This window comes from Crossiella sp. NPDC003009 (assembly GCF_053591555.1).
This window is the reverse complement of the sequence record NZ_JBSFUA010000015.1, coordinates 23,637-40,203: the sequence shown is the minus strand read 5'-3', so window position 1 is coordinate 40,203 and position 16,567 is coordinate 23,637. Positions and strand designations below refer to the sequence as shown.

Annotated in this window: 16 protein-coding genes; 4 read left to right on the top strand and 12 right to left on the bottom strand. The window is 70.6% G+C overall.

Annotated features, from left to right (window positions below; genetic code table 11):
* Positions 1 to 102: 102 nt before the first annotated feature.
* From ACWDY5_RS18425 to ACWDY5_RS18385, 9 genes are all read right to left on the bottom strand, one after another.
* The gene (locus ACWDY5_RS18425; protein ID WP_449723386.1) at positions 103 to 1,551 is read right to left on the bottom strand and encodes a uracil-xanthine permease family protein; all 1,449 of its coding nucleotides are present in this window, start codon (positions 1,549 to 1,551) and stop codon (positions 103 to 105) included.
* An 89-nt stretch (positions 1,552 to 1,640) separates the two neighbouring features.
* Positions 1,641 to 2,438 carry a phage shock envelope stress response protein PspM gene (gene pspM / locus ACWDY5_RS18420; protein WP_449723385.1) on the bottom strand — a complete coding sequence of 266 codons (798 nt, stop codon included), beginning with the start codon at positions 2,436 to 2,438 and terminating at the stop codon, positions 1,641 to 1,643.
* Between the two features lie 8 nt (positions 2,439 to 2,446).
* Positions 2,447 to 3,271: a PspA/IM30 family protein gene (locus ACWDY5_RS18415; RefSeq protein WP_252480781.1), complete on the bottom strand. Its 825-nt coding sequence runs from the start codon at positions 3,269 to 3,271 to the stop codon at positions 2,447 to 2,449.
* Positions 3,272 to 3,559: 288 nt separating this feature from the next.
* On the bottom strand, positions 3,560 to 4,015 hold the full coding sequence (locus tag ACWDY5_RS18410; RefSeq protein ID WP_449723384.1) for a helix-turn-helix domain-containing protein: 456 nt from the start codon (positions 4,013 to 4,015) through the stop codon (positions 3,560 to 3,562).
* Positions 4,016 to 4,126: 111 nt separating this feature from the next.
* Positions 4,127 to 4,618, bottom strand: coding sequence for a CinA family protein (locus ACWDY5_RS18405; RefSeq protein ID WP_449723383.1), 492 nt, complete (start codon positions 4,616 to 4,618; stop codon positions 4,127 to 4,129).
* Positions 4,615 to 5,223, bottom strand: a complete 609-nt coding sequence (pgsA, locus tag ACWDY5_RS18400) for a CDP-diacylglycerol--glycerol-3-phosphate 3-phosphatidyltransferase (RefSeq protein WP_449723382.1) — start codon at positions 5,221 to 5,223, stop codon at positions 4,615 to 4,617. Before pgsA ends, ACWDY5_RS18405 begins: the two co-directional genes overlap by 4 nt.
* The gene (gene rimO / locus ACWDY5_RS18395; RefSeq protein WP_449723381.1) at positions 5,220 to 6,665 is read right to left on the bottom strand and encodes a 30S ribosomal protein S12 methylthiotransferase RimO; all 1,446 of its coding nucleotides are present in this window, start codon (positions 6,663 to 6,665) and stop codon (positions 5,220 to 5,222) included. The genes pgsA and rimO overlap by 4 nt, the downstream gene beginning before the upstream one ends.
* A gap of 60 nt (positions 6,666 to 6,725) precedes the next feature.
* A complete protein-coding gene (locus tag ACWDY5_RS18390) occupies positions 6,726 to 7,244 on the bottom strand; it encodes an RloB family protein (RefSeq protein WP_449723380.1) in 519 nt (172 codons plus the stop codon).
* A gap of 60 nt (positions 7,245 to 7,304) precedes the next feature.
* Positions 7,305 to 8,651 carry an AAA family ATPase gene (locus tag ACWDY5_RS18385; protein ID WP_449723379.1) on the bottom strand — a complete coding sequence of 449 codons (1,347 nt, stop codon included), beginning with the start codon at positions 8,649 to 8,651 and terminating at the stop codon, positions 7,305 to 7,307.
* Between the two features lie 226 nt (positions 8,652 to 8,877).
* Here ACWDY5_RS18385 and ACWDY5_RS18380 point away from each other — a divergent pair, with 226 nt between their 5' ends.
* Positions 8,878 to 9,408: an amino-acid N-acetyltransferase gene (locus ACWDY5_RS18380; protein ID WP_252480777.1), complete on the top strand. Its 531-nt coding sequence runs from the start codon at positions 8,878 to 8,880 to the stop codon at positions 9,406 to 9,408.
* Positions 9,409 to 9,549: 141 nt separating this feature from the next.
* Positions 9,550 to 9,993: a phospholipase gene (locus tag ACWDY5_RS18375; protein ID WP_374213065.1), complete on the top strand. Its 444-nt coding sequence runs from the start codon at positions 9,550 to 9,552 to the stop codon at positions 9,991 to 9,993.
* Between the two features lie 68 nt (positions 9,994 to 10,061).
* Here ACWDY5_RS18375 and ACWDY5_RS18370 read toward each other — a convergent pair whose 3' ends face one another.
* Positions 10,062 to 12,533, bottom strand: a complete 2,472-nt coding sequence (locus ACWDY5_RS18370) for a DNA translocase FtsK (protein ID WP_449723378.1) — start codon at positions 12,531 to 12,533, stop codon at positions 10,062 to 10,064.
* A 126-nt stretch (positions 12,534 to 12,659) separates the two neighbouring features.
* On the opposite strand from ACWDY5_RS18370, the gene ACWDY5_RS18365 reads away from it, so the two are divergent.
* Both ACWDY5_RS18365 and ACWDY5_RS18360 read left to right on the top strand, forming a co-directional pair.
* Complete coding sequence (locus tag ACWDY5_RS18365) at positions 12,660 to 13,496, top strand: lysophospholipid acyltransferase family protein (RefSeq protein WP_449723377.1); 837 nt, start codon at positions 12,660 to 12,662, stop codon at positions 13,494 to 13,496.
* An 81-nt stretch (positions 13,497 to 13,577) separates the two neighbouring features.
* Entirely contained in the window at positions 13,578 to 13,865 is a 288-nt protein-coding gene (locus tag ACWDY5_RS18360) for a hypothetical protein (RefSeq protein WP_449723376.1), read from the top strand.
* 4 nt (positions 13,866 to 13,869) lie between these two features.
* On the opposite strand, the gene ACWDY5_RS18355 is transcribed toward ACWDY5_RS18360, so the two are convergent.
* Positions 13,870 to 15,564 carry a ribonuclease J gene (locus ACWDY5_RS18355; RefSeq protein WP_449723375.1) on the bottom strand — a complete coding sequence of 565 codons (1,695 nt, stop codon included), beginning with the start codon at positions 15,562 to 15,564 and terminating at the stop codon, positions 13,870 to 13,872.
* Positions 15,564 to 16,475, bottom strand: a complete 912-nt coding sequence (gene dapA / locus ACWDY5_RS18350) for a 4-hydroxy-tetrahydrodipicolinate synthase (protein WP_449723374.1) — start codon at positions 16,473 to 16,475, stop codon at positions 15,564 to 15,566. Before dapA ends, ACWDY5_RS18355 begins: the two co-directional genes overlap by 1 nt.
* Positions 16,476 to 16,567: the final 92 nt, after the last annotated feature.

Sequence of the window (16,567 nt, the reverse complement as noted above, 5' to 3'; positions counted from 1 at the left end):
CTGACCAACGCCGCTGTTCACACCCGGCGCCCCGGCCTGACCGGCGCTTGTGTCTACCTGCGCTCCTGACTAACCGGCGCTTGTGCCTACCTGCGCTCCTGACTAACCGGCGCTCGTGCCCTCGGCGGTGTCCTGGCCGCCCTTGTCCTTGGCGCCGGGCTGCCTGGTCTCCCTGCTCCCCGGCCGCTTCGTCGCCGGCTGCTCGTTGCGGTGGGTGAGCCCGCGCAGCCAGCGCAGCAGCGGGTGCAGCACCACGATCACGATGGTGCCCCAGGCGATCCCGCCCAGTTCCACGTCGCCGAGCTTGAGCTGCAGCTCGCCGATCCCGGCGACCAGCGCGGCGCCGCCGACCATCAGGTTCACCGGGTCGGTCAGGTCGATCTTGGCGTCCAGCCAGATCCGGACGCCGACCAGGCCGATCAGGCCGTAGAGCACCAGGCTGGCGCCGCCGACCACGCCCGCGGGCACGGTGTTGATCATCGCGCCCAGCTTTGGCGAGAACGACAGCACGATGGCCACCAGCGCGGCCACCACGTGCGCCGCCGTGGAGTACATCCGGGTCGCGGTCATCACGCCGATGTTCTCGGCGTAGGTCGTGGTCGCCGAGCCGCCGCCGATCCCGGCCAGCGCGGTGGCCAGGCCGTTGCCGATGAGCACGTCGCCCGCGGAGCCGTCCAGGTCCCGGCCGGTCACCGCGGCCACCGCCTTGAGGTGGCCGACGTTCTCCGCGACCAGCACCACCACCGCGGGCAGCACCGCGATGACCACCTCGGGCCGGAACTCCGGGGTGTGGAAGTCGGGCAGTCCGAACCAGGGCTCCATCGCCACCCGCTCCAGCCGGACCGGGTGCAGCTCGCCGTTGTAGGCGGCCAGCACCCAGCCGACCAGCAGGCCCACCAGCACCGCGGCGCGGGAGGGCATGCCACGCAGCACCACGCCGACGAACAGGATGGTCAGGAAGGTGACCACGGCCAGGCTCGGCTGGCTCTGGAACGGGGTGGTCGCGTGCCGGGACAGGTTCAGCCCGATCACGATCACCACCGCGCCGGTGACCACCGGCGGCATCAGCGACTCCAGCAGTCGCGCGCCCAGCGCCTTCACCGCGATGCCGATGACCACCATCAGGATGCCGGCGACCAGCACGCCGCCCACGCGCGCGGCCATCGGCACGTTCTGCATCAGCGCCGCCGTCAACGGGGCCACGAACGCGAACGAGGAACCCAGGTAACTGGGCACTCGATTACGGGTGATCAGCAGGAACAGCAGTGTGCCGAACCCGGAAAAGAACAGCGTCGTCGTTGGCGGAAAACCGGTGAACAGCGGCACCAACATGGTCGCGCCGAACATCACCATGACGTGTTGCACGCCAAAGCCGATGGTCAGGAACCAGTTGAGCCGCTCCTCCGGCGCCACCATGGCACCGTCCTGTACCCGACGGCCATCGCCGTGCAGGGTCCACAGCGCCACGATCCCCTCCCAGCGCTCCCGTTCGTGCGAGGGATACTGCCACGCGACGTAGAAGGAATGGTCGAACAGACGCGCCGATATCACACGTTTGCACGAAACATTTCCCAGCTGTGCCGCTTTTCAGCGGAACAAAACTACTCCCCGTGAGGTCCACGGGGAGCCGTGCCGCCGGTTCAGGACCGGCCGCCCGCCAGTTCGCGTAACGCGGCGGCCAGTCCGGCGAGGTGGTCGGTGGCATCTTCCAGCGCCTGTCGCGGCGCGGCCGTGCTGCTCGCGGCAACCGCCCGTCCCGCGGTGGCCACCAGGCCGCAGTAGCCGTCGACACCCTCGTCCAACTCGTTGCGCAGGCGGCGGACCTCATCGGCGAGATGACCGCGCTCCAACGCGGGCGCGGAGTCCCGCGCCAGCTCGACCGCCCGGAGTTGCTGGGCCACCGCACGCACCGCCGAGGCGGCCTCCGCGGCGGTGGCCCTGGAGTACTCGACCGTCTCCAGCGACAGCGGCGCGAGGCCGTTGTGCGGAGCGGACAACTGGCGCAGCAGCTCGTCGAGGTTCGACTCGGCCGTGGCCAGCCGCTGCATGGGTTCGCGCGCCATCGAGCCCGAAGGCGGCAACGGCGGCGGTGGTGGCGCGGCCGCCGCGGGCAGTGGCGTGCGGTGCAGCCGGATCGACTTCACCCCAGCGCTCACCGCGCCCGCGGCGGAGAGCACCGCCACCGAGCCGAAGCCGATCTCCGACCACTCCAGCACGGCAGGGTTGCCGCCGATGAAGAAGGCCACCCCGCCGGTGAGCGCCGCCAGCGTGGAGCGGAAGGCCAGCGAGCGCGAGGCCCGCCGGCGCCGCCGCAGCAACTTCGCGCGCGGATCCTGCCACGCGGCCACCTTGCGCCGGACCTTGTCCATCGGCCCGCTCAGCTGCTGGTTGACCAGTGCGCCTACGTGGCGGCGCAGCTCGTCCCGTGGCGACGTCACCGGCTACCTCAGGCCTGACCCTGCGGGTTCTGGTACGGGGCGGTCTGCTGCTGCGGAGCAGGAGCCGGCGCTGCCGCCTGCTGCCCCGAGGTGACCTCACCCGCGACCGGACCGCCCCGCATGGATGCCCGCAGCTGCTCCAGCCGGGAGGCGCCAGCCATGTCCACAGTGGACTGCTGCACCTCCAGCATCCGGCCCTGGATGGAGTTCTGCGCCAGCTCGGCCGAACCCAGCGCGGTCGCGTAGCGGCGCTCGATCTTCTCGCGCACCTCTTCCAGCGACGGCGTGTTGCTCGGCGCGGCCAGCTCGGTCATCTGCCGCAGCGAGCTGGACACCTGCTCCTGCATCTTCGCCTGCTCCAGCTGGCTGAGCAGCTTGGTCCGCTCGGCGATCTTCTGCTGGAGCACCATGGCGTTGCGCTCCACGGCCTGCTTGGCCTGGCCCGCGGCGCCGATCGCCTGGTCGTGCATGCCCTTGAGGTCCTCCACCGACTGCTCGGCGGTGACCAGCTGGGTGGCGAACGCCTGTGCGGTGTCCTCGTACTCCTGTGCCTTCTTCAGGTCACCGGCGGCGCGGGCCTGGTCGGCGAGGACCAGTGCCTGCCGCGCGGAAGCTTGCAACTTCTCGACCTCGCCCAGCTGGCGGTTCAGCTTCATCTCCAGCTGACGCTGGTTGCCGATCACCGCCGCAGCCTGCTGGGACAGGGCCTGGTGCTGACGCTGCGCTTCCTCGATGGCCTGCTGAATCTGTACCTTCGGGTCGGCGTGTTCGTCGATCTTCGACGAGAACGCCGCCATGAGGTACTTCCAGAACTTCACGAACGCGTTGGCCATCTCCTCCGCCTGCCTTCTCTGTGCGACCCGTCCCCCACACACAGGAGGTGACCGGCGCTCAACCCAGTGCTGGGTTCCATCGTGTCAGGTACCGCCACGCCGTTCCACTGACCCCCGTGGAAGTCAGGGTCCTCCCTGATCAAGTCAAGGGTCCACCTGAGCAGGCCCGGTATCAGGGGCGTACGCCTTTTATACCCTCGTTCGAATGCGCACCGGCCCGACTCAACGCAAATGACACCGCCAGGCTGAGACGGATCTCAGCCTGGCGGATGACTCGGCGTACGCGGTTCAGGCCGCGACCACGACCCCAGCGGAGACGTGCGGCCCGCTGATCGGGGCGTTGAGCTGGTGCCGCAGCAGCGGCTGGAGCCGCAGCTCGGTCAGCTCCTCGCCCAGCGCGGAGGTCACCAGGCGACCACCGCTGAAGCCGGATTCCCCGGCGCCGGCCCGGCTGGGCGCGCGCTCCGCGGCGGCCACGGCGTCGGGCACCGTGTCCGGCACGGTGAACTCGCCGAGGCGGACATCCGCGGCGACCTCGCCCAGTAGGTCGGACAGGGGTAAGTCGAGTGCGTCACAGATCGACGCCAGCAGCTCGCTGGACGCTTCCTTGCGCCCACGTTCCACTTCGGAGAGGTAGCCGAGGCTCACACGCGCGAGCCGGGACACCTCGCGAAGCGTCCGACGTTGGGCGGTGCGGGTACGGCGCAACCGCTCGCCGATCGCCTCACGCAGCAGCACGGTCATCGCGTGCCTCCTTTCGGCCAGGCCCGTGGAGACCACGGTACCGAGCGCGACGCTCCTCAGTGGCGATCACAGGGATACTTCGCCAAGAGCGAACGCCGGTTTCACCATCGATCATTCCCCGACCGGGCCGCCGAGCGCATCCTGGAGCAACTCCAGGGCGGCCTCGACCGCGCCCGCCCGCACCTCGGCACGCTCGCCGGGCAGGGTGATCGTGCGCAGCGTCACACCGTCCGGACCGGCCAAGCCGAGGTGCACGGTGCCCGGCCCGACCCCGTCCTGCGGGTCCGGCCCGGCCACCCCGGTCAGCCCGAGCCCCCAGGTCGCCGCACACCGGTCCCTGGCGCCGACGGCCAGCTGACCGGCCACCTCGGGATGCACCGCGCCGTGCGCGGCCAGCAGCCCGGCGTCGACTCCGGCCAGGGTGTGCTTGAGGTCGGTGGCGTAGACCACCAGCCCGCCGCGCAGCACCGCGCTGGCCCCCGGCACGGTGGCGAGGGTCGCGCTGACCAAGCCCGCGGTCAGCGACTCGGCGGTGGCCACCGTCTGCCCGCGCGCCCGCAACGCGCTGACGAGCGTGCGCGCCAGCGCCTCGGCCGCGGTCACCGACCGGCCCGCAGCCGCACCGCCTGGACCACGTAGTCGACCGCGGTGCCCACGGTCAGCACCAGCGCCAGGCCCATCATGATCCACAGCAGCGGTCCGAACACCGGCGGCAGCGGCAGCACGTACAGCCCGATCGCGACCACCTGGGCCAGCGTCTTGGCCTTGCCGCCGCGGCTGGCCGGGATGACCGCGAACCGGATCACCCAGAACCGCATCAGCGTGATGCCCAGCTCGCGGGCCAGGATGACAATGGTGACCCACCACGGCAGGTCGCCGAGCACGCTCAGCCCGATCAGCGCGGACCCCGTGAGCGCCTTGTCTGCGATCGGGTCGGCGATCTTGCCGAAGTCGGTGACCAGGCCGTGCTTGCGGGCCAGCACCCCGTCGATGCGGTCGGTGATCGCGGCCAGCGCGAAGATCCCCCAGGCCACCCAGCGCCAGCCCGGCTCGTGCCCGCCCCCGGCGAAGAGGGCGACGATGAACACCGGGACCAGCACCAGCCGGGAGATGGTCAGCAGGTTGGCGATGTTGAGGATCGGGACGGCGGGCAGCGCCCGGTCCGCCAGGTGGTCCCCTCGGTCAGCTCCCTGACCGGCAGAGCTCACGTCCCGCTCCGCGGCAGGACCTCGATCTGCTCCACCACCAGGTCCACCCCCTCGGCCGCGATGACCCGGCAGCGCACCAGGTCGCCGATCTTCAGCCCGTCGGGTTCGTGCACCACGCACTCGCCGTCGACCTCGGGGGCCTGGTGCGCGGCCCGGCCGGAGCAGTGCATCTCCTCGGTCTCCTCGTGCTCGATGAGCACCACGACCTCATCGCCCACCCGGTCCTCGGCCCGCTGCGCGATCAGCTCGTCGACCAGCTGGGAGACCCGGTGCACCCGCTCGCCGACCACGTCCGGGTCGACCTTGTCCGGCAGGTTCTCCGCCTCGGTGCCGTCCTCGTCGGAGTAGCCGAACACGCCGACCGCGTCCAGCTGGGCCTCGGTGAGGAAGCGCTCCAGCTCGGCCAGGTCCTGCTCGGTCTCGCCGGGGAAGCCGACGATGACGTTGGTCCGGATGCCCGCCGCCGGGGACAGCGCGCGGATCTGCTTCACCAGGTCCAGGAAGGAGTCGGTGTTGCCGAAGCGCCGCATCCGGCGCAGCACCGACTCGCTGGAGTGCTGGAAGGACAGGTCGAAGTAGTCGGCCACGCCCGGCGTGGTGGCGATCGCCTTGACCAGGCCGGGCCGGGTCTCGGCCGGCTGCAGGTAGGACACCCGCACCCGGTCGATGCCGGGCACCGCGGCCAGCCTCGGCAGCAGCGACTCCAGCGCGCGCAGGTCGCCGAGGTCCTTGCCGTAGGAAGTCGAGTTCTCGCTGACCAGGAAGACCTCGCGGACGCCCTGCTGGGCCAGCCAGGCGGCCTCGCCCAGGATCTCCTCGGCGGTGCGGGAGACGAAGGCGCCGCGGAAGGAGGGGATGGCGCAGAAGGTGCAGCGCCGGTCGCAGCCGGAGGCGATCTTCAGCGCGGCCACCGGCGCGTTGTCCAGGCGGCGCCGCTGCACGTTGGTCGGCAGCCAGCCGTGGCCGGGCACGGAGACCTGGTCCGCGGCCTGCGGGCGCTGCACCGGGGTGATCGGCAGCAGCGTGCGCCGGTCGACCGGCACGTGCGACTCGATGCTGCGCCCGGCCACCACGTCGTCCAGCCGCTCGGCCAGGTCGGGGTAGTGGTCGAAGCCCAGCACCGCGCTGGCCTCGGGCAGCTGGTCGGCCAGCTCCTTGCCATAGCGCTCGGCGAAGCAGCCCACCGCGACCACCTTGGCCCCGGTGTCGGAGGCCGCCAGCAGCATGTCGATGGAGTCCTTCTTGGCGCCCTCGACGAAACCGCAGGTGTTGACCACGATCACGTCGGCGTTCTCAGCCCCGCCGTCGGCCTCGGCGCCGGTGTCGACCAGGTCCCAGCCGCCGGAGGTCAGGCGGCCTGCCAGCTCTTCGGAGTCGACTTCGTTGCGCGCGCAGCCGAGGGTGAGCAGCGCGACCCGGCGGGAGGTGGACGGTGAAGACACGTCGATCAGGGTAACCGCCGGGCGACATGATCAAGTCCACGGCAGGGCCCTGGCACCCGACTAGGTCGGAATCATGCTCCGGACAAGCGGCCAGACCCCGCTGGACGGGTTGCGCCGGTGATCAGCGATGGTCGGGTCGGCGGCCGACGCCCGCCGTACCGCGTCCTCGACTCCGCGGTCGTACCGCGTGAAGTCCAGGGCGGTCTTGTCGTAGTCGGGCACGTGCTTGCGGAGGCACTTGAGCACCTGCTGGTAGTTGGCCAGCGCCGCGGTGTGGTCGGTGAAGTGCAGCAGCAGCCAGTACTCGAAGCAGGGGTTGGACACCGCGATCCTGACCTCCGCCGAGGCCGCCGCCGTGACCGCCGGGTCGATGTCGAAGTCGTCGACGTCGACCACGCACCAGACCTCGTCGAAGGCGCCCGGAGCCTGGTCGCGCAACTTGACCGCGTGGCCGACCAGCTGGGTGGGCGAGACTCCCTTGCCGACGACCTTCACCGTGACCGCTGGGTTGCGCCGGGACCGGCGGAGGCCGTCGAAGTAGCTCTTCTCCGTGCTGCAGCCGCCACAGAGCACGAGCACCCGGCTGACGGGCTGACGGCTCGGCGGCCGTCGGGATCTGGCGTTCTCCCTCCGCATCGATCACTGACTCGCGGGGAGAACGGCATCGATGAAGTCCTGTTCGGACAGCACCGGCACCGCGCCGTAACTGCCGCCCAGATAGCGCCGTTCGGTGTTCTCGTCCTTGCGCGGGTGGAAGTCGGTCAGCGGGTACAGGGTGCTTGCGCCCTCGGAATCCTTCTGCACGAACCAGACCTGGTCCCTGCGCAGGACCTCCTCGCCGAGCATGGTGCCGAGCAGGCTGGTGTCGTGCGTAGTGAAGATCAGCTGCGCCTGGCGGGGGTTGGTCCTGAGGTCTTGGAACAGCGAGACCAGTCGTGCGGTAAGCCGGGGATGCAGGCTGGTGTCGATCTCGTCGACCACCAGCGTGGTGCCCTCGGCCAGCGCCACGAGCACGGTGGGCAGGAGCGCCAGCCAGGAACGGGTCCCCGCGGACTCCTCTTCGAGGTCGAACACCTCGCCGAGTTCGCCGTGGGTCAGCTGGAGGCGGTTCCGTGTCCGATGGTGGAGTTCCCGGAGTTCCCAGAGTTCCGCTTGGCGATGCTGAGCATCGGCCAGCGCGATGGCGAGGTTGCGATACGCGGCGTCGTCGCCCGCCGGACGAGCTGACCTCGCCTTCACAAACGCAGCCAGCGCCACTTCAGTTTCGGCTGCCGCATCCCACGCCGCGTGTTCGGCCTGCTCGTCGAGCGGATCCTCGGCGATGCCCGAGATACCGAGGTCGGCGGCACGCAGCAGGTCCACCAGCTGGTCCCTGCGCTGGGGGTGTGTCCGCAGGAAACGCTTCACCTGGGCAGCCGTGCCGGCCGGGGCCTCGGTGAGCCGGAACGTCAGGTGCTGGGCGAACCAGCGGTGCACCGGCAGCAACGGAGTGATGTTGGACTGCGCCGCGAGGCTCAGGAAGAGCGCGTTGGGTCTGGTCAGCTCCTCCAGCACCGCCAGCTTGCCGCGCAGTTCCGGCACGGTGCTGCCGAAGCGGACGGTGTCCCCGTTCCGCTCGAACAACTTCCGCTTCCGGCCTTCCGGGTAGCTGTACAGCCACTCCTCACGGACCCGTACGTCGTCCACGGTGAATCCGTAGGTGTAGGGCACCCCGCCGGAGATCAGCTCCACCACGAACCCGGAGGGCTTCGCCCGCGCGGCGGGATCAAGCCGGAACGGCCGTCGCGGCACCCCTCCGGCTGCGGGCCAGTCCCCGAACGAACGCGTGACGGCCGCGGCCATGAACCGCAGGCCGCTCAGCAGGTTCGACTTGCCGGAGGCGTTCGCCCCGTAGACCGCCGCCACCGGCACGACCTCGGCCGTGGGCTCGTACGCGGGCAGCAGCGACAACTCGTGCTCGTCCCGGAACGAGCGATGGTTGATCAACCGGAAGCTCCGTAGCACCTGCCCACCCCAATCCAGAACCCAGATGCCTTCTGCTGTGATTTAACCGCACGATACGCCCTCAAAGTGAGTCAGTTCACCTGCTTGCCCGCACCCGACAGGGTCCGATCCACCCTCGAGCTCACTGGCAACAGGCAGGCCCGGCCCCAGTCGGCGGCACTAGTAATGAGAGGAAGAAGACTTCAGGGGAACGCGACGGAGCCTTTTCATGCCGGAACGATTACGTTCATCTGTCGTGAGTGACGCGATCACCGTGCGCCGCGCGCGGACGCGGGACGTGCGGGCCGTGAAGGCCCTCGTGGACCTGTACGCGAGCAAGGACATCCTGCTGGAGAAGGACCTGGTGAACCTGTACGAGACGGTGCAGGAGTTCTGGGTCGCGGAGCTGGACGGGGTGCTGGTCGGCTGTGGCGCCCTGCACGTGCTGTGGGAGGACCTGGCCGAGATCCGCACGGTGGCGGTGGACCCGAGCGTGCGCGGCAAGGGCGTCGGCGGGGCGATCGTGCGCCAGCTGGTGGACGTGGCCAACCAGCTTGGGCTGTTGCGGATCTTCGTGCTGACCTTCGAGTCGCACTTCTTCCAGCGGCACGGTTTCGTCGAGATCCAGGGCACGCCGGTGACCCCGGAGATCTACGAGGAGATCCGGCGTTCGCCGGACGCGGGGGTGGCCGAGTTCCTGGACCTGCCCTACGTCAAGCCGAACACCCTCGGCAACACCCGGATGCTGCTGGAGCTGTGACCGCCCGCCGATGATCATGGAGTGAGCCAGCTCACAGGGCCGTCAAGTCTTCACTCAATCTTCGAACGGAGTGCAGCCAGCGGCCGCTACCGCCCGGTAGGAACCTCACGTGTAGTTCACACCACAGAACTGGGGTACACCGTGAGCAATTCCCCTGCCGGGTTGCGCAAAGTCCTCACCAGCACGCTGGTCACCCTCGCCGCCGTGTTCGGGCTGCTCGCCGGTTCCGGCGTGGCCCAGGCCGTCGACATCCGGGCGGTCACCGACGACTACCTGTTCAGCAAGTCGCTGAGCCAGTTCTCCAGCATTCGCGGGCAGCGCCCGTACAACGGCCAGCTCGACTGGTCCTCCGACGCCTGCTCCTGGTCCCCGGACAAGCCGGTGGGCTTCAACTTCGCTCCCGGCTGCCACCGCCACGACTTCGGCTACCGCAACTACAAGAAGCAGGGCCGCTGGAACGCCACCGCCAAGGCCCGCATCGACAACAAGTTCAAGGCCGACCTGTACGGCATCTGCAAGGGCAACTGGGCGTGCAACCGCATCGCCGACCTGTACTACGCGGCCGTCCGCCGCTGGGGCACCTGAGCCACCGCCCCGCTGACGACGACGGACCCGGGCCGCATTCCCTGCGCGGCCCGGGTCCGTCGCGTTTGTCAGTCCTCTTCCGGCGCGGGACCGCCACCGCCGCGGAGCAGGTACAGCACCGAGTCCAGCTCGTCCGGCTTGATCAGCACCTCCCGGGCCTTGGAGCCCTCGGACGGGCCGACCACGCCGCGGGTCTCCAGCAGGTCCATCAGCCGCCCTGCCTTGGCGAAGCCGACCCGGAGCTTGCGCTGCAGCATCGAGGTCGAGCCGAACTGGCTGGTCACGATCAGCTCGGTGGCCTGCACCAGCAGTTCCAGGTCGTCGCCGATGTCCGGGTCGATCTCCTTGGCCTCGCCGGGCTTGGCCGAGGTGACGTTGTCGGCGTAGTCGGGCTGGGCCTGTTCCTTGGTGAAGTTGACGATCGCGTTGATCTCGCCGTCACCGACGTAGGCGCCCTGCACGCGCACCGGCCTGGAGGCGCCCATCGGCAGGTACAGCCCGTCGCCCATGCCGATCAGCTTCTCCGCGCCCGGCTGGTCCAGGATGACCCTGGAGTCGGTCAGCGAGGAGGTGGCGAAGGCCAGCCGGGACGGCACGTTGGTCTTGATCAGGCCGGTGACCACGTCCACCGAGGGCCGCTGGGTGGCCAGCACCAGGTGGATGCCTGCCGCGCGGGCCTTCTGGGTGATCCGCACGATCGCGTCCTCCACGTCACGCGGCGCGGTCATCATCAGGTCGGCCAGCTCGTCCACGATGGCCAGGATGTAGGGGTAGGGCCGGTACACGCGTTCGCTGCCCAGCGGCGCGGTGATCTCCCCGGAGCGCACCTTGTCGTTGAAGTCGTCGATGTGCCGGACCCGGTTGACCTGCATGTCCTGGTAACGCTGCTCCATCTCCTCGACCAGCCAGGCCAGCGCGGCGGCGGCCTTCTTCGGCTGGGTGATGATGGGCGTGATCAGGTGCGGGATGCCCTCGTACGGGGTCAGCTCCACCATCTTCGGGTCGATCAGGATCATCCTGACCTCCTCCGGGGTGGCCCGCGCGAGCAGCGAGACCAGCATCGAGTTGACGAAGCTGGACTTACCGGAGCCGGTGGAGCCCGCGACCAGCAGGTGCGGCATCTTGGCCAGGTTCGCGGTGACCATGTGGCCCTCGATGTCCTTGCCGAGGCCGATCACCAGCGGGTGCTGGTCGCCGACCGCGGTGGCGGACTTGAGCACATCGCCCAGCCGGACCATCTCGCGGTCGCTGTTGGGCACCTCGATGCCGACCGCGGACTTGCCGGGGATCGGCGCGAGCAGCCGCACGTTGTCAGTGGCCACCGCGTAGGCGATGGTCTTGGTCAGCGCGGTGATCTTCTCGACCTTCACGCCCGGCCCGAGCTCGACCTCGTACCGGGTGACCGTCGGTCCCCTGGTGAACCCGGCGACCTGGGCATCGATGGAGAACTGCTCCAGCACGCCGGTGATGGCCTCGATCATCGAGTCGTTGGCCTTGCTGCGCGCCTTGGGCGGGTCGCCGTCCTTGAGCAGGGTGATCGGCGGCAGCTGGTAGTCGCCGTCGACCTCGCGGACCAGGTCCAGGCGGGTCTGCTGCGGTTTCGCCGGGGGCGGCGGCTCGGCGGCGACCTTGACCGGGCGGGCCGGTTTGGCGGGCGTGGGCGCGACCAGGTCGAGGCCGGAGTCCGGGGCCTCGGCGTCCTCGCTCATCGCGGCCTGGCGGCGGCGGGACGGGCGGCGCAGCCGGACCGCGGCCGGGTCGGCGTTCAGGTCCTGCTCGTCCTCGGGCTCGGTGTCCTCGTCCTCGCGCAGGCCGGTGAGCTCGCGCAGCCGGTTGGGCACCTCGCGCACCGGGGTGCCGTCGAGCACCAGCACGCCGTAGACGGCGATGAGCATCAGCAGCGGCACCGCGACCCAGGCGCTCAGGCCCTGGGCGAGCGGGTTCCCGGCGAGGAAGCCGAGTTCGCCACCGGCCCACCAGCGTTGTTCCAGGGTCTCCGGGCGGCCGGAGAAGATGTGCAGCAGGCCGAGCGCGGGCAGCGTGACCAGCAGCGCGCCGACCACCAGGCCGGGGCGGCGTTCCGGCTGCGGGTCCGAGCGCATCAGCACCACCGCGACCGCGGCCAGCACCAGCGGCAGCACCACCACTCCGGCGCCGACCAGGGTGCGCACGCCGATCTCCACCCACCGGCCGACCGGTCCACCGGCGTGCCAGTAGGCGCCGGCGGCCACGATCACGGCCAGGGCGATGAAGACCAGGGCGAGACCGTCGCGGCGGTGGCCGGGGTCGAGCTCCTTGGTGCGGCCGACCGCGCGGGCCATGCCGCCGACCCCCTTGGCCAGCAGGCCCCATCCGCCGCGGACACCGCGCGTGATCGCGCCGCCGCCGCTGGGCTTCGGCTTGGCCTTGGCCCTGCCCTTGGCCGCGGGACGCCGAGCGGGCGCCTTGGCCGTGGACTTTCCGCGTGACCTAGACGAACTCGCGCGGGCACGGGAGGAGCCGCCGCCTCCCTTTTTTGAGGCCGCTGTTCGGTTCGCCATGCTCCACACGGTAGTCGGATCGCCCCCTGCGTCACAGCCGTCACTCCTGTCACAGGAGTCGCAGGTGTGACGAATTCGGAAGTCGTGGGGTGTCAGGGTCGGGCGGCGTGCGATGCTGCACCTGTCATGGTTGCTCTGCATTCGGTTCCAGACGAGCCGACACGCCGGTCGGCTCCAGCCCGTCGGTCATCCAGGCTCTGGCGGGCCCTGATGGCCGCGGACCGCGCCTTCGTCGCCCTCACCGGAAAACTCGTGGTCACCGGGGAGATCCCGGCTGACCTGCGGGGACAACCGGTGCTGCTGGCCACCAACCACATCGGCGTCTTCGACGGCTTCGTGCTGGTCGCGGCTTGTCACAAGGCCGGGATCGCGCCCTCGCTGATGTCCACCGGCGGCATCTTCGACGCGCCGATCGCCGGCTGGGTGTGGCGGCGCTGCGGACATGTCCGGGTGGACCGCGGCAAGGCCACGGTCACCCAGGCCATGGACAGCGCGGTCAACGCCCTCGGCGAGGGCCACACGCTGCTCATCTACCCGGAGGGCCGGGTCTCCCGCGATCCAGGCCTGTGGCCGGAGCGCGGCAAGACCGGCGCGGCCCGGATCGCGCTCGCCTCGGGCGCGCCGGTGCTGCCGGTGAGCCAGTGGGGCGCGCACGAGGCGGTCATCTGGGGCACGCTGGTGGTCTCCGGCTGGTCGGACTTCAAGCCGCTGATGATGTCCTGGTTCCGCGCGGTGAAGAACCGCCCGACCTTCCGCGTGCACTTCGGCCCGCCGGTGGACCTGTCGGACCTGTCCGCGACCAAGACCGGCGACGCCACCCGCGCGCGGGACCGGATCATGCGCGCGATCGCCAAGGGCATGATCGGCATCCGCCCCGGCGAGCTGGACAAGGACAAGCTGAAGTTCCACGACCCGACCCGGCCCACCGAGACGCGCAGCCCGTGGACGCCGGACCAGCTGTGACCAGCACGCGGTGACCTCCGCCGTACCCTCGGCCGTCAGCTCCAGGAGCGCGGCCGATACTTCCTGCTCTCCGAACACGGCGTGACCGGCCGCGACCCGGTGGCGCCGGCCGCGCTGGGCACCCTGGTCGGCGCGGTGGCGGTGAACCTGGTGTCGCCGCCGTGGGAGCTGCCGTGGGACCAGCTCGCGCTGCCGAGCGCGCTGAAACCGCCGGGCTGGCTGCTGCTCGGCGAGACGCTGAACGCGCCACAGCTGGCCGGCGCGGGCGTCCTGCTGACCGGTGTGGTCCTGGCCCAGCTCCCCGGACGCGCCACGCCCCCGGTGCGCTGGTCAGGGACCAGCGCACCGGGGGCGTGCGTGCGTTGCTAGCCGGTCACACCGGCAGGACGGTGGGCACGATCATCGGGCGGCGGCGGTAGGTCTCGGCGACCCACCGGCCGACCACGCGGCGCACCGACTGGGCGATGCGGTGCGGGTCGGTGATGTTCTCCGCCTCGGTGCGCGCCAGCTCCATCTCCACCAGCGGGACCACCTGGTCCAGCGCCTTCGGGTCGTCGGAGAAGCCGCGCCCGGACACCGTCGGCGGCGCGACCGCGCGGCCGGTGGCCGACTCCACCGCGACCGTGATCGCGATGAACCCGCCCTCGCCCAGCACCAGCCGGTCCGAGAGCGTGGACTCGCCGACATCGCCCACCGACAGGCCGTCCACGTAGACGTTGCCGACCTCGACCCGGCCGACGATGCTGGCCGCGCCGTCCACCAGGTCGACCACCACGCCGTCCTCGGCGATGACCACCCGTTCCGGCGGCACCCCGGTCAGCGTGGCCAGCTCGGCGTTGGCGCGCAGGTGCCGCCACTCGCCGTGCACCGGCATCACGTTGCTCGGCCGGACCGCGTTGTACAGGTACAGCAGCTCACCGGCGGAGGCGTGCCCGGAGACGTGCACCTTCGCCGTGCCTTGGTGCACCACCTGCGCGCCCAGCCGGACCAGGCCGTTGACCACGCCGAAGACCGCGGTCTCGTTGCCGGGGATGAGCGAGCTGGCCAGCACCACCAGGTCACCGGCGCGGATGCTGATGTGCCGGTGCTCGCCGCGGGCCATCCGGGACAGCGCGGACAGCGGCTCGCCCTGCGACCCGGTGGAGACGAACACCACCTGGTCCTCGGGCAGCTGCATCGCCTCGTCCAGGTCGATCAGCAGCCCTTCCGGCACGGTGAGCAGGCCCAGGTCGACGGCGATGCCCATGTTGCGCACCATCGACCGGCCGACCAGCGCGACCCGGCGGCTGTAGGCGGCGGCCACGTCCAGCACCTGCTGCACCCGGTGCACGTGGCTGGCGAAGCAGGCCACGATCACCCGCTGCTTGGCCTTGCCGATCACGCCGTCAAGCACCGGCCCGATCTGGCGTTCCGGGGTGACGAAGCCGGGCACCTCGGCGTTGGTGGAGTCGACCAGGAACAGGTCGACGCCCTCGTCGCCGAGCCGGTGGAACCCGGCCAGGTCGGTGAGCCTGCCGTCCAGCGGCAGCTGGTCCAGCTTGATGTCGCCGGTGTGCAGCACCAGCCCGGCCTCGGTGCGGATGGCCACCGCGAGCGCGTCCGGGATGGAGTGGTTCACCGCGAGGAACTGCAGCTCGAACGGCCCGAAGGTGCGGTGCTCGTTCTCCACCACCTCGATCAGCACCGGGTTCTGCCGGTGTTCCTTGCACTTGGCGGCCAGCAGCGCGAGGGTGAACCGCGAGCCGACCACCGGCAGGTCCGGGCGCAGCCGGAGCAGGAACGGCACCGCGCCGATGTGGTCCTCGTGCCCGTGGGTGAGCACCAGCGCGTCGATGTCGTCCAGCCGGGACTCCAGCGCGCGGAAGTCCGGCAGGATCAGGTCGACCCCCGGCGCGTCGTCCTCGGGGAAGAGCACTCCGCAGTCCACGACGAGCATCCGCCCGGCGTGCTCGAAGACGGTCATGTTCCGGCCGACCTCGCCGATGCCGCCGAGGGCGACCACGCGTAGTCCGCCGTCGGGCAGCGGGCCCGGCTTGTTGGTGGGCAACACTGCCGCGATGTCGATCACTAGCGGGAAACCTCCACATCCGCGGCGCGCATTGCCGCCGCGATCAGCTCGACCTGCTCCGGGGTGGCGGGCGGCAACGGCAACCTGGGGTTGCCGACCTCGATGCCCTGCAGCCGCAGCGCGGCCTTGCTGAAGATCACGCCGCCGAGCTTGGCGAACGCGGCGTAGATCGGCAACAGGCCCACGTGCACGGCGCGCGCCCCGGCCACGTCGCCGGACTCGTAGGCGGTCAGCAGCTGACGCAGCCGGTCCGGCACCACGTGCCCGATCACGCTGGCGAAGCCGATGCCGCCGACGGAGAGCCAGGGCAGGTTGAGCATGTCGTCGCCGGAGTAGTACGCCAGCCCGGTCCCGGCGATCACCTCGGTGCCCGCGGTCAGGTCGCCCTTGGCGTCCTTGACCGCGACGATCCGCGGGTGCTCGGCCAGCCTGCGCAGCGTGTCCACCTCGATCGGCACGATGCTGCGCGGCGGGATGTCGTAGAGCATCACCGGCAGCTCGGTCGCCTCGGCCACCGCGGTGAAGTGCGCGAGCAGGCCGGACTGCGGCGGGCGTGAGTAGTACGGGGTCACCACGAGCAGGCCGTGCGCGCCGGCCTTGGCGGCTTCCTCGGCCAGGCGCACGCTGTGCGCGGTGTCATAGGTGCCGACGCCGCTGATCACCGCGGCGCGGTCGCCGACGGCGTCGGCCACGGCGCGCACCAGCTGCGACTTCTCGGCGTCGGAGGTGGTCGGGGACTCACCGGTGGTGCCGTTGAGGACCAGGCCGTCGCAGCCCTTGGCGACCAGGTGCGCGGCCAGTTTCTGGGCCGCGTCGAGGTCAAGAGCTCCTGCGGCGTCGAAGGGCGTCACCATGGCGACAAGCACCTGGCCGAATGGCCGGCCAGGTTGTGCGGTGGGGCATGCGGTCATGGTCTGAAACGCTACAACGCTTTCCATCCGGCCCTGACCGCGCGGCCCCCGTTCGCGGCAGTTCACATGCCGCGCCGCGAATACTGCGGCGA